Raw genomic sequence first — 11727 nt, 5'->3', positions numbered from 1 at the left:
ATATTATATGCTTTTTTGCTCAGCGTTAATTTGTATGATCTTTGTTTGTAATTTTGAATTAAACAATTCATCGATTTTATTATGGCGGTAATCGAAAATTGTCTTTAGTTTGTTCTTTATAATTAATCGATTCATGATTCTGCCTAAAATTCCGAGTGGAAGCGCATAATGAACAACGTCTGTCATTTTGGTTCCGCCATCGGCTGTTTTTTCAAAAAAATGTTTGTGATGCCATAATTTGTATGGTCCGAAACGCTGAACATCGATGAAATAGTGGTTTTCTTCGGAAGCAGTAATTTCAGTTACCCAGGAAATCTTTATTCCTAAAAGCGGTCGTAAAGTATAGGTTATAATTTGTCCGGGATACATTCGTTTGTCATCAAAATCTTTAATTTCAAAATTCATATTATCCAGTGTAATAGTCTGAAGGTTTTTGGGATTTGAGAAAAAATCCCAGCACTCTTCGACGGTGGCATCTACATATTGTACGGTTGCTATTTTGTATAATTTCATTTCTTACTAAATCAATTGTTACAAATGTTTCTTGTAATACGTGAGAGTCAGGGGTTGTAGTGGAGCTTTTTTTGTGACTGGCTTTTTTGCCAGATATAAAAAAGGGGGAACGCAAAACCCGATCCGCCACGGCGGAGAACGCCCAAAATATTTTACATTTTATAATATTTTAATGGTACAAACAACATTCCGAAACATTCTCCTTTTTCTTTGTTGAGGTGTTTGTGGTGTATTTTATGCGCTTTTCTGAGTCCGATGAGGTATTTGTTTTTGGTGTTTTTGAACCATTTAAAACGCTGATGAATGAGAACATCGTGAATCAAAAAGTAACAGGCTCCGTAAAGCGTGACACCGCAGGCTATGAAAAACAAATAATTGAATCCGCCCTGAACACCAAAATAAAATAAAAGTATACTCGGAATTGCAAAAATGACAAAGAAAATGTCGTTGCGCTCAAAAGTATGCTCATATTTGGGCTGATGGTGATCGGCATGAAAATACCACATAAAACCGTGCATTACGTATTTGTGCGTAAGCCAGGTAACACATTCCATAAATAGGAAAACGCTTAAAAAGATTAAAAAAGAAATCATTTTGTAAATGTTGTAAATTAAAATTATCACTTTATTTTGTTTGAGTTGAGCTTTAAGTTATAAAAGATTAACTCTAAAAGTTTTTTGTTTTTTGCACAATCTTGTCATTTCGGCCGAAGCGAGAAATCGCTCGCGTGATTCGACAAAGATTGGCGACATTCTAGAAGGGAGTTTCTTGTGCGATTTTTCGCTTCGGTCGAAATGACAAAATTGATTTACACCAATTTCAACTTATAAGTGACAAACGACTGCGCCAAAAGTCCTGCTTTTGTGTAATTAGAAACCCGAATTCGTGCATTTCCAATTTCGTGAGACGGAGTGTTTTTTAGCTTTTTAAGCAGTTTTCTGTAATACACATAAGCTGTATAAACTCCAAATTTGGCTTCGATTGGTAATTTTACAATTCCCTGATAAGCAATTCGGAAATCTTCTTCGATTTCTTTGATGATTTTTTCTTTAGAATCTTCGTTGAAATTTTCTAGATTAACTCCGGGGAAATAAGTTCGGTTTAAAATAGTATTGTCATCTCTTAAATCTCTCAAAAAGTTTACTTTCTGAAAAGCCGATCCTAATCGCATCGCTTCGTTTTTTAACTGCTCGTATTTGTGATCTTTTCCATCAACAAAAACCTTTAAACACATTAAGCCCACAACATCTGCCGAACCGTAAATATAATCGGCATATTCGGTTTGGGTGTTGTAAGTTGATTTTATAAGATCGAGTTTCATGCTTTTTAAAAACGCCTGAACCAAATCGTCGGTTATATTGTATTCTTTTACCGTATGCTGGAAAGAGTTTAAAATAGGATTTAGGCTTATACCCAGTTCCATTGCTTTATAGTATTCTTTTTCAAAATCGTCGATTAGGTATTCTTTTTCATAATCATGAAACGAATCTACAATTTCGTCAGCAAAACGAACAAATCCGTAAATGCTGTAAATGGCGTCGCGTATACTTGGTGAAAGCATTTTGACGGCAATAGAAAATGAGGAGCTGTAGTTTTTGGTAACCAGCTTACTGCATTTGAAAGAAACGGCGTCGAATAGTGATTTCATTTTTAAGATCTTAAGATTTTTGAATTAATTCAGCTGCTAATTTTCCTGAAATTAAAGCAGGAGGAACACCGGGACCAGGAACGGTTAATTGTCCTGTAAAATATAAGTTACGAACTTTTTTACTTTTTAGTTTCGGGCGCAAAAAAGCCGTTTGCAATAAAGTATTAGCCATTCCGTATGCATTTCCTTTGTAAGCATTATAATCTGTTACAAAATCATTTTTACAGAATGATTCTTTAAAGATAATGTTATTTCTGATTTCCTGTTTTGTAAGTTGTTCAAAACGCGTGATTATTTTTTCGAAATACTTTTCACGGAGTTTTTCGTTGTCTTCGATTCCCGGCGCAAGCGGAATTAAGAAAAATCCCGTTTCCATTCCTTCCGGAGCAGCAGTTAAATCTGTTTTTGATGGAAAGTTGGCGTAGAACAGAGGAGATTCAGGCCATTTGGGGTCATCGTAAATATCAATCGCGTGCTGGTTAAAATCGGTGTCAAAAAAAAGGGAATGGTGCGAAATGTTTTCTATTTTTTTATTGAAGCCAATAAAAAACAACAGTGAAGAAGGGGCGAAAATTCTGCTTTCCCAATATTTATCTGAATATGCTCGATGTTCTTTTTCCAGTAAACTTTCGGTATGTTCGTAATCGGCACCACTTAAAATGGTGTCGGCTTTTATAATTTCTCCGTTGATGATAATTCCTTTTGCAGTTTTATTCTCAACGATTATTTTTTCGATTGGTGAATTGGTTTTGATGGTAACACCTAGTTCTAAAGCTAGTTTTTCGATACCGAGAATAACATCAAACATTCCGGTTTTTGGATGCCATGTTCCAAGCCCAAAGTCGGCGTAATTCATGAAATTATAAAACGAAGGTGTATTGGTTGGTTTTGCTCCAAGAAATAAAACCGGAAATTCAAGAATTTGCACAAGTCTTTGGTTTTTGAATTTCTTGCGAATATCTGCGCTTACGTTACCAAAAAACTGATTGAGTTTTAGAGCAGTTTCTTTTGTAACTAATTCAAGCGGAGAAATTCCGGGACGATATACCAAATCTTTTATGGCTATATCATAATTGCTTTTTGCTTTATCGATAAAGTTTTGCAGATTTTGACTGCTTCCTTTTTCAATACTCTCAAAAGTAGCTTTGATTTTTTCCAGATTATCGTAAATACTAATGAAATCATTTATGCCAAAATAGACACGATACGCCGGGTTTAACTTTATAAGTTCGTAATAATCAGATGGCTTTTTGTTGAAATCCTGAAAAAAGCTTTCAAAAACATCTGGCATCCAGTACCAGCTTGGTCCCATATCGAATGTAAAGCCTTCTTTTTTAAATTGCCGGGCTCGTCCGCCAATGGTTGGATTTTTTTCATAAATAGTGACTTTGTTTCCTTGCTTTGCCAAGTAACATGAAGCGGCTAACGAAGAGAAGCCTGAACCTATTATTGCGATTGTTTTTGTCATTTGTTTAACAAATATACAAAAACTTTAAACAAAATAATTAAATCGTTTCCATTGTTTCTTCCATCGAATCGAAAATGCGAATTCTTTCGGGTAAATTTTTCCTGTCGATATGTTCGACCATTTTACCCATAAGCCATACTTCGTTGTTTTTTTGAAGTAATTTTTGGCCCATCGACTTTACGTATTGATTAATAACGCTTCGATCCGGTTGAATAGTCATGAACGAAACAAAAGTGATATTCTCGAAATGTTTGGTTAAATCCTGAAGGTTTTCAATAGGCATACTTTCGCCTAAATAAATTGCTTTGTAGCCTTTTGATAAAATTTCATATTGAAGATAAAGTAGCCCAATTTGGTGAATTTCATTTAAAGGAAGAGAAAGTACAAAGATTCGGTCTGTTTTGGTTGGTTTTTGAATCTGAAGGCTTTCGGTGTAAATTAAGATTTTCTGCTTAATCAAATGACTCATGAAATGTTCATTTGCAGGCGTTATGGTTTCAGACTGCCATAGCAATCCTAATTCTTTTAATAAGGGTAAAAAATGCTCTTTAAAAACTTCTTTAAATGTTTTTTCAGAAATAAGCCAATCGAAAGTATTGAAAAACAATTCCTGATCAAAATTCATCATCGCCATTTTGAAAGAGGTAATCGCGTAGTTTTGAGAATTCTTTTTTGATATGATTTCACGAACCAGCTGCGGAATTCTTTCTTCCGGATAAGTTGCGATTTTAGAAATTTTATAACCGTATTCATGTAATAAAGTGATGTTTAAAAGTTTCTGTAAATTCTGCAGGTTATAAAGTCTGATATTGGTATCTGTTCGCATTGGTTCAAGGATGTTATATCTCTTTTCCCAAATACGAATGGTATGTGCTTTAATTCCGGATAGATTCTCGAGATCTTTTATACTGAAAACAGTTTTTATGTTGTTTATCATTTTTTTCGATTAGGTGAACAAAAGTAAAACAAAATCTTAAAAAACCTTTCAAACTTATTAAAAATGATAGAGTACTAGGGGTTTACGGCGTTTTAAGGCTTTAGGATAAATACGGAAAAAATGATTTGAAAGATTTTATAACGCATAAAAAAAGCAATCTGTAAATAAAGTTTTACAGATTGCTTTTAGTTGTTTTTGTATTTGGTTATTTACAAAATGAGTTTCTGTTTTTTATGGCACTTTGGCTTCCTAATTCGATTGCTTTTGAAAAATCTTTGCAAGAGTTTTTCTTATCTCCAATATTGCTATAAGCCAGACCTCTTAAATTGTAAGCAATGTAGTCTCTTGGATTTAAGTCGAGAGAAGAGGTGCAGTCTTTAATTGCTTCTTTAAAGTTGGATAGTTTAAAGTTTACATTGGCGCGGCCTGTAAAAGCATCTGCATTCATGTTATCGAGTTCGATTGTTTTGTCAAAATCTGACATGGCGCCTTTTAAGTCGTTGAGTTTGAATTTTGCAACGCCTCGATTTTGATAAGCTTCAACAAATTTAGAATCCTTGCCGATGGCCTTTGTGTAATCGGTAATTGCGCTTTTGTAATTTCCGGCTGCCGCTTTGTTAAAAGCCTTGTTAAAATAAATCGCAGCGGTTTGTGACCACGACGAAAAGCTTATCATAATAAATGATATTACTAGTAGGTTTTTCATAAAACTAATTTGGGATTAGTGATTAATTATTTCGAACGAAAATAAGAAAGTTTTGTTTTGTAAAAGAGTTTTTAGGTCTGAATTTTTATTTGAATTTATAATAGAAAATTAAATGACAAATTCAGGTAAATAATGTGTTGAAGAAAGGGAATAAAATGTAAAACTGAAGTGTTTAAAATAAAAAAAGGCCAGATAAAAAAAATATCTGACCTTTGTGACCCGACTGGGGCTCGAACCCAGGACCCCATCATTAAAAGTGATGTGCTCTACCGACTGAGCTATCGAGTCTGTTGTTTCTCTAACGAGGGTGCAAATATAAGTACTTTATTTAGTTTGTAAAGCCTTTTTTTGCAATGATTTTTATAATAAATTATAAAAGCCTATTCTACAGTAAAGTAGGTTCTTGTTTTTTTTGTGACCACGGTGGGATTTGAACCCACACGCCCTTACGAGCACCACCCCCTCAAGATGGCAAGTCTACCGTTTCTCCACGTGGCCTAAAATAAAAAAGGTCAAGTAAATTAATACTCGACCTTTTTGTGACCCGACTGGGGCTCGAACCCAGGACCCCATCATTAAAAGTGATGTGCTCTACCGACTGAGCTATCGAGTCATTGCTTTCAAGAAATTTAATTTGTTAATCACAAAATTTGTGACCCGACTGGGGCTCGAACCCAGGACCCCATCATTAAAAGTGATGTGCTCTACCGACTGAGCTATCGAGTCATTTAATTTCTTGAATGCGGGTGCAAATATAAGGAGTTTTTTTTGAAGTTTCCAAGCGATTTTATTATAAATTTGTCTTTTTTTTAGAAAAGTTTCCAATTGCTTAGTTTATAAGGTTTTATTAATATGAAAAAAATTGTTTTGTTAGGTTACATGGGTTGCGGAAAGTCTACAATTGCCCAAAATTTGTCAAAAATCACCGAAATTCCATTTTTAGATTTAGATGTTTGCATCGAAAAAAAAGCAAATTTATCGATAAAAGAGATTTTTGAACAGTTTGGAGAGATTCATTTTAGAAAATTAGAACATGAAATGTTTCTGGAATTACTTCAGTCTCCGGAAAAGAGCATTATAGGTTTGGGCGGAGGAACGCCATGTTATGCCAATAATCATTTATTACTGCAAAGAGATGATCTTGATTCTATTTATTTAAAGGCATCAATTGATACTTTGTATAATAGATTAGTTCATAATAAAAGTAAACGTCCGCTGATAGCGAATATGGAGGAGGACGAAATGAGGGAGTTTATTGCCAAACATTTATTCGACAGAAGTTTCTATTATAACCACGCACAACATAAGGTCGTAGTTGATAATAGAACTGTCGAAGAAACGGTACAGGATATTTTGGCTGTTTTAGCTTAGAGAGGCGTAATCGTCTCCATTTTCATTAAAAACGACCTGAACGTGCTCTAGTAGGGAAGTCGATAAGGAGATTCCTTTAAAATCGGCTTTTACAGGGTATTTTTTATGATTTCGGTCTACAAGTACTGCTGTTTTGAATTTCTTTAATGGTACATCAAGGAAATGACGGACAGCGTAAATTAAAGTTGTACCTGAATTTAAGACATCATCAACAAGTACTAATCCTTTGTTTTCATATTCTTCTTTCTTTAATGAAGTCTGAATAGGAGACTGAGGATTTTGTTTGTCGACTTTTACTTCGCAGAGTGAAACTTTAAGTGTAGAAATGGTACGTAAAGATTCGGCTAATTTTTGAGCAAAAATAGAACCATTCGAAGCAATTCCGGCAATTACAACTTCTTCTTCGTCAACAAACGTTTCGTAGATTTGATAAGCAATACGTTTTATTTTGTGTTCGATTTCCTGATTTGTTAAGATGATGTTTTTGCTCATGATTATTTTTTTTGCTAAAATACAATTAGAATTTTAGATTTCAGATTTTTGAATTGAAATTTAGATTTCATCTTCGTTTTCTTCATCAATAATATCATCTCCATACTCGTCGATATCTCGTCGGTCTTTTTTGGTTGGTCTTCCGGTACCGCTTTTGCGGTAATGTTCTTTAGAAAGTTTAAGCAGTTCCAAATGCGCGTACGCCTCCGGCGGTGTTTCGTTTTTGCGGTAGATGTCTACTAGTTTTGCTCCAACACGGCTTTCGGGAATGTCAAGAACTGTTATAATTTGGGTTATTTGATCTTTTCTAAAAGTAATTCTGTCAGTTGGAAAAACTTCTTTTGATGGTTTTGCAACTTGTCCATTTACAGTAATATGGTTCTTTTTACAAGCCTCAGTTACCATGTTTCTGGTCTTGTAATAACGAACGCACCATAAGTATTTATCTATTCTCATAATTTTTCTAAAATCCAAGTTAAATTCTTTACAAAAATAAATCAATATTGTATCTTGCGCACCTAAAAAATTAACAATAATGAATAAATTTAAATATTATTTTGTTTTATTACTGGCAGGGATGGCTATTGTTTCTTGTAATAAGAGTAACGATGATGATGCAGAAGTTGTGCCTTTAAGAGATTATCAAGAACAATATAATACAGATAACGCAAATATTGAAGAATATTTAAATACCTATTATATAACTGTAACAGAAAGCCCGGGCAGCCAATCTGATCAGGATGTTACATTTACTAAAATTACTGATGCTGCAACACAGCCTTCAATAATGTCTTATTTAAACAGTGCTTCATTTCCTAAATTGCTAACCAGAGATATAGATTTACATGGTATCATTTATAAAATGTATTATTTGGTTTTGAGAGAAGGTGTTGGAACTTCGCCAATGAATACTGATGGAGTTCTTACTTCGTACAGAGGAGAATATTTATCTCGTGTTGCCAAAACAGATACTGAGCCAGAACATTTATCAACTACATTTTTTGAGCAGCTTTTGTTTCCTACCAGTCCTTTAGATTTGTACGGTACAATTATGGGTTGGAGCGAGATTTATCCTCAGTTTAAAACGGGAACATCTCAGGTGCAGGATGATGGTAGTTTTAAGTATGAAAATTTTGGTGCTGGAGTATTATTTATTCCGTCAGGTTTAGGTTATTATGCTTCAACGCAAAGTGCTATACCTTCTTATTCGCCATTAATTTTTAGTTTTAAATTATATGACTATAAAAGACTGGATCATGAATTTAGTGTATCAAATGGTCAAATCGTAGCAAATCCGGATGGAGTTTTGGATGTTAATGAAGATAAGAATGGTGACGGATATGTTCGTGATTATAGAAATGCTACTTTATATCCTAAAAAACCGGTAAATCCAGATGATACAGATGGGGACGGAATTCCTGATTTCTTAGATCATGATGATGATGGTGATGGTTTTTCTACTCGATATGAAATTACTAAAGCAAGTGGGCAGGTTGGTATTGTAAATGGAGTTAATTATGGAATAAGTTTGTATTTTCCATGGGATCCAATTGGAGATAATCCTTTAACACCAAATGTAGACGAAACTGAGCCAAGAGGAATTCCTAGGAAACCAACAGGAGAACTTACTAATCCAAATTTGGAGGAATCTGCAAATAATCCAAGAAAGTTTATAGAAGAGGATTACACAGCTGCAGGAAGAAATAGAATTCATTTAGATAATTCTTATCCTTACAGAAAGAACTAATATAGAAATAGATAATGCAAAAAAAACCTCGAAATTCAATTTCGAGGTTTTTTTATATATAGAAGATCTAAAAGTTATTTTCTTTTGATTACTCTTTCTACAGCTTCAACAATAGCTTGATTGTTTAATTTGTATTTCTCCATTAATTGTTCTGGAGTTCCAGATTCTCCAAAACTATCTTTTACAGCGACAAATTCCTGTGGAGTTGGATTGTTTAAAGCTAATACACCAGAAACGCTTTCTCCAAGACCTCCAAGGTAGTTGTGCTCTTCTGCTGTAACTACACATCTTGTTTTAGCAACCGATTTAAGGATAGCTTCTTCGTCAAGAGGTTTAATTGTGTGAATGTTGATTACTTCGGCAGAAATACCTTTTGCTTCAAGTGCTTCAGCTGCAATAAGCGCTTCCCAAACTAAGTGTCCTGTTGCGATAATAGTTACATCAGTTCCTTCGTTTAGTAAAATTGCTTTTCCAATTACGAATGGTTCGTCTGCAGGAGTGAAGTTTGCTACAACCGGACGACCGAAACGTAAATAAGCTGGACCGTGGTGGTCTGCTAATGCAATTGTAGCTGCTTTAGTCTGGTTGTAATCGCAAGTATTGATTACAGTCATTCCTGGCAGCATTTTCATTAATCCGATATCTTCTAAGATTTGGTGAGTTGCACCATCTTCTCCTAGTGTTAAACCAGCGTGAGAAGCACAGATTTTTACGTTTTTGTCTGAGTAAGCAACAGATTGACGGATTTGATCATAAACTCTTCCTGTAGAGAAGTTAGCGAAAGTTCCAGTAAATGGAATTTTTCCTCCAATTGTTAAACCTGCAGCAATACCAATCATGTTAGCTTCTGCGATTCCAATTTGGAAAAAACGCTCTGGGTGATTTTTTTTGAAATCATCAAATTTTAATGATCCAATTAAATCAGCACATAATGCTACAACATTTTCGTTTTTTTGACCTAATTCAGTCATTCCCGCTCCAAAACCTGAACGAGTATCTTTACTTCCTGTATTTTCGTATTTTTTCATTGTATATTTTGCTATATGCAATAGGCTGTAGGCAATAGGTATAAAACTTATTACTTAAAGCTTAAAGCTTTTTTTTAATAGTCGGATTGAGTTTCAGTATAATTCTGAGCTAATGCAGCTGTCAATTGGTCGCTGTTTGGCGCTTTACCGTGCCAAGCATGAGTATGCATCATAAAATCTACACCGTTACCCATTTCAGTATGTAATAAAATACAAACTGGTTTTCCTTTTCCAGTTCTAGATTTAGCATCTGTTAATCCAGCAATAATTGCATCGATATTATTTCCTTCTGCAATTTCTAAAACATCCCAGTCAAAAGCTTCAAATTTAGCGCGAAGACTTCCCATTGCTAAAACTTCGTCTGTAGTTCCGTCAATTTGTTTTCCGTTAACGTCAACAGTTGCAATAAGATTGTCCACTTTTTTAGCAGACGCATACATAATAGCTTCCCAGTTTTGACCTTCTTGTAATTCTCCGTCTCCGTGTAAAGTATAAACAATGTGATTGTCTTTGTTTAATTTTTTAGCCTGCGCTGCTCCAAGAGCTACAGATAAACCTTGTCCTAATGAACCGGATGCAATACGAACTCCAGGTAGACCTTCGTGAGTTGTTGGGTGTCCTTGTAAACGAGAATCTAATAATCTGAAAGTGGCAAGCTCTGAAATAGGGAAATAACCACTACGTGCTAAAACGCTGTAAAATACAGGAGAAATATGTCCATTTGAAAGGAAGAAAATATCTTCTCCAATTCCGTTCATATCAAAACCTTCTTTGCGGTCCATAATATTTTGGTATAGTGTAACCAAAAATTCAGTACAACCTAGTGATCCTCCTGGATGTCCAGAGTTTACAGCATGTACCATTCTAAGAATATCTCTTCTTACTTGGATCGTTAAATCGCTTAATTGTTGTGTGTTAGGCTTCATTTTATATGTAAAATTTTAAACTGTAGCAAAAGTAATTGTTATTTTGCGGGGAGACAAATGATTTTCTGCTTTAGTTGGTTTCAATTGTGATATTTTTTTGATGTTTTTTTATCAGATTTGAAGAAAGTGCAAGAAAATGATAATAACATTTAAAAAGTTTTGCCACAAATTAAACGGATTGTTATGATTTTTGAAAATCAAAATAATCTGAGTAATCTGTGGCAAAAAATAGTTATAAAAATTAGATAAACGGTTAATTGGTGTCGCTTTCGCTGTAGAAATTATTTTCTTCATCTTCAGACCCAATATCTTCCTGTTGATCGTCTAGTTCGGAGCCGGGAACATCCAGATCATTTCCTATTTTATCGCTGTTTTGTTTCCACTCGTGATTGTCCTGATTGATAATTCTTTCGCCCGAAATATCTTGAGGATCAATATCTTCCAGTTTATCTTCTTGATTGTAAATATCTTCGTTTGCTGGGTAATCCATATTTTCAAGGTTTCTTTCGATTTGTTCGTCCTTGATCTGGTCTAATTTTTCTTCAGAGTTTATCATGATTTCTAAAATTTTAGTTGAATATTAAAATTACGAAAGGAATTGTTGAAACTGTTATACTTTGATAATCTCATTGCTGCAGTTTTTACATTATGATTTTATCAGAAGACTTTGTTGATGAACCATATGCGTTAGGGATAGAAGCGGCATCCTTTTGTGACAAATGTCTGGTCTTGTTTGAAAACGAAATATTCTGGAACAAAAGATACAGCGGATAGCCCGACCGAAGGGAACGCCCAAAATAATTTTAATTTCAAGTTTAAAGTTTTCTTTGTTTCAAGTTTTTGTAAAATGTCAGTTTTTAACTTAATGAGGATAATTATCTAATTGACAAA

At 34.3% G+C, this 11727-nt stretch carries 13 protein-coding genes and 4 tRNA genes; 2 read left to right on the top strand and 15 right to left on the bottom strand.

Going from position 1 to position 11727, the window contains the following annotated elements:
• Positions 1-3 precede the first annotated feature (3 nt).
• The 10 genes from L1276_RS22560 to L1276_RS22515 form a co-directional block, all read right to left on the bottom strand.
• Positions 4-513: an SRPBCC family protein gene (locus L1276_RS22560; protein WP_253791783.1), complete on the bottom strand. Its 510-nt coding sequence runs from the start codon at positions 511-513 to the stop codon at positions 4-6.
• A 152-nt stretch (positions 514-665) separates the two neighbouring features.
• The gene (locus tag L1276_RS22555; protein ID WP_253791781.1) at positions 666-1106 is read right to left on the bottom strand and encodes a sterol desaturase family protein; all 441 of its coding nucleotides are present in this window, start codon (positions 1104-1106) and stop codon (positions 666-668) included.
• Positions 1107-1321: 215 nt separating this feature from the next.
• Positions 1322-2161, bottom strand: coding sequence for a phytoene/squalene synthase family protein (locus L1276_RS22550; RefSeq protein WP_253791779.1), 840 nt, complete (start codon positions 2159-2161; stop codon positions 1322-1324).
• A gap of 10 nt (positions 2162-2171) precedes the next feature.
• Entirely contained in the window at positions 2172-3629 is a 1458-nt protein-coding gene (locus tag L1276_RS22545) for an NAD(P)/FAD-dependent oxidoreductase (protein WP_253791777.1), read from the bottom strand.
• A 37-nt stretch (positions 3630-3666) separates the two neighbouring features.
• Positions 3667-4566 carry a MerR family transcriptional regulator gene (locus L1276_RS22540; protein ID WP_253791775.1) on the bottom strand — a complete coding sequence of 300 codons (900 nt, stop codon included), beginning with the start codon at positions 4564-4566 and terminating at the stop codon, positions 3667-3669.
• Positions 4567-4771: 205 nt separating this feature from the next.
• Positions 4772-5272, bottom strand: coding sequence for a tetratricopeptide repeat protein (locus L1276_RS22535; protein WP_253791773.1), 501 nt, complete (start codon positions 5270-5272; stop codon positions 4772-4774).
• A 215-nt stretch (positions 5273-5487) separates the two neighbouring features.
• A tRNA-Lys gene (locus tag L1276_RS22530) sits at positions 5488-5560 on the bottom strand.
• Between the two features lie 127 nt (positions 5561-5687).
• Positions 5688-5770: transfer RNA gene (locus L1276_RS22525), tRNA-Leu, on the bottom strand.
• A 42-nt stretch (positions 5771-5812) separates the two neighbouring features.
• Positions 5813-5885: transfer RNA gene (locus L1276_RS22520), tRNA-Lys, on the bottom strand.
• A gap of 40 nt (positions 5886-5925) precedes the next feature.
• Positions 5926-5998: transfer RNA gene (locus L1276_RS22515), tRNA-Lys, on the bottom strand.
• 126 nt (positions 5999-6124) lie between these two features.
• Between L1276_RS22515 and L1276_RS22510 the strand changes: the two genes are divergently transcribed.
• Positions 6125-6643 carry a shikimate kinase gene (locus L1276_RS22510; RefSeq protein ID WP_253791771.1) on the top strand — a complete coding sequence of 173 codons (519 nt, stop codon included), beginning with the start codon at positions 6125-6127 and terminating at the stop codon, positions 6641-6643.
• On the opposite strand, the gene L1276_RS22505 is transcribed toward L1276_RS22510, so the two are convergent.
• Both L1276_RS22505 and L1276_RS22500 read right to left on the bottom strand, forming a co-directional pair.
• A complete protein-coding gene (locus tag L1276_RS22505; protein ID WP_253791769.1) occupies positions 6635-7135 on the bottom strand; it encodes a phosphoribosyltransferase domain-containing protein in 501 nt (166 codons plus the stop codon). The two genes, L1276_RS22510 and L1276_RS22505, sit on opposite strands and share 9 nt — an antisense overlap.
• A gap of 60 nt (positions 7136-7195) precedes the next feature.
• Positions 7196-7591, bottom strand: a complete 396-nt coding sequence (locus L1276_RS22500) for an RNA-binding S4 domain-containing protein (protein WP_253791767.1) — start codon at positions 7589-7591, stop codon at positions 7196-7198.
• A 79-nt stretch (positions 7592-7670) separates the two neighbouring features.
• Between L1276_RS22500 and L1276_RS22495 the strand changes: the two genes are divergently transcribed.
• Positions 7671-8882, top strand: a complete 1212-nt coding sequence (locus L1276_RS22495) for an FKBP-type peptidyl-prolyl cis-trans isomerase (RefSeq protein ID WP_253791765.1) — start codon at positions 7671-7673, stop codon at positions 8880-8882.
• A 74-nt stretch (positions 8883-8956) separates the two neighbouring features.
• On the opposite strand, the gene L1276_RS22490 is transcribed toward L1276_RS22495, so the two are convergent.
• From L1276_RS22490 to L1276_RS22480, 3 genes are all read right to left on the bottom strand, one after another.
• Positions 8957-9910, bottom strand: coding sequence for a transketolase family protein (locus L1276_RS22490; RefSeq protein ID WP_253791763.1), 954 nt, complete (start codon positions 9908-9910; stop codon positions 8957-8959).
• 74 nt (positions 9911-9984) lie between these two features.
• Positions 9985-10836: a transketolase gene (locus tag L1276_RS22485; protein ID WP_253791761.1), complete on the bottom strand. Its 852-nt coding sequence runs from the start codon at positions 10834-10836 to the stop codon at positions 9985-9987.
• Positions 10837-11089: 253 nt separating this feature from the next.
• Positions 11090-11392, bottom strand: coding sequence for a hypothetical protein (locus L1276_RS22480; protein ID WP_253791759.1), 303 nt, complete (start codon positions 11390-11392; stop codon positions 11090-11092).
• Positions 11393-11727 lie beyond the last annotated feature (335 nt).

It is taken from the genome of Flavobacterium sp. HSC-32F16, from assembly GCF_024171645.1.
In the GTDB taxonomy this organism is placed as follows: domain Bacteria; phylum Bacteroidota; class Bacteroidia; order Flavobacteriales; family Flavobacteriaceae; genus Flavobacterium.
The sequence above is the reverse complement of the archived record's forward strand: the minus strand, read 5'-3'. Positions and strand labels throughout refer to the sequence as shown.